This window comes from Thiomonas delicata, assembly GCF_900088825.1.
Lineage (GTDB): Bacteria > Pseudomonadota > Gammaproteobacteria > Burkholderiales > Burkholderiaceae_C > Thiomonas_A > Thiomonas_A delicata.
In genome coordinates, this window is the sequence record NZ_LT592189.1 from 1 (window position 1) to 216 (window position 216).

Genomic DNA, 216 nt, shown 5'->3' on the forward strand with positions numbered 1-216 from the left:
TTGCACCGTCGAGCGCATCGAAGCCGCCGGCAACCGGCGCGGTCTTACGGTGTCGGGTTCGGGCGGGTTTGCCGCCACTGCCGATCTGGTGCTGGTCGCCACCGGCGTGCGCCCTGACACCACCCTTGCCGCCACGGCTGGGATTGCACTGGGGCCCTCGGGCGCCATCCGCGTCACGCAGCGCATGGAAACCACGATCCCCGGCATCGGGGCCGC

At 71.8% G+C, this 216-nt stretch carries 1 protein-coding gene; it reads left to right on the forward strand.

Annotation, left to right across the window (positions count from 1 at the left end; translation table 11 throughout):
* The coding region (locus THIARS_RS17985) for an FAD-dependent oxidoreductase (protein ID WP_186436768.1) at positions 1-216 on the forward strand (216 nt) is incomplete at both ends.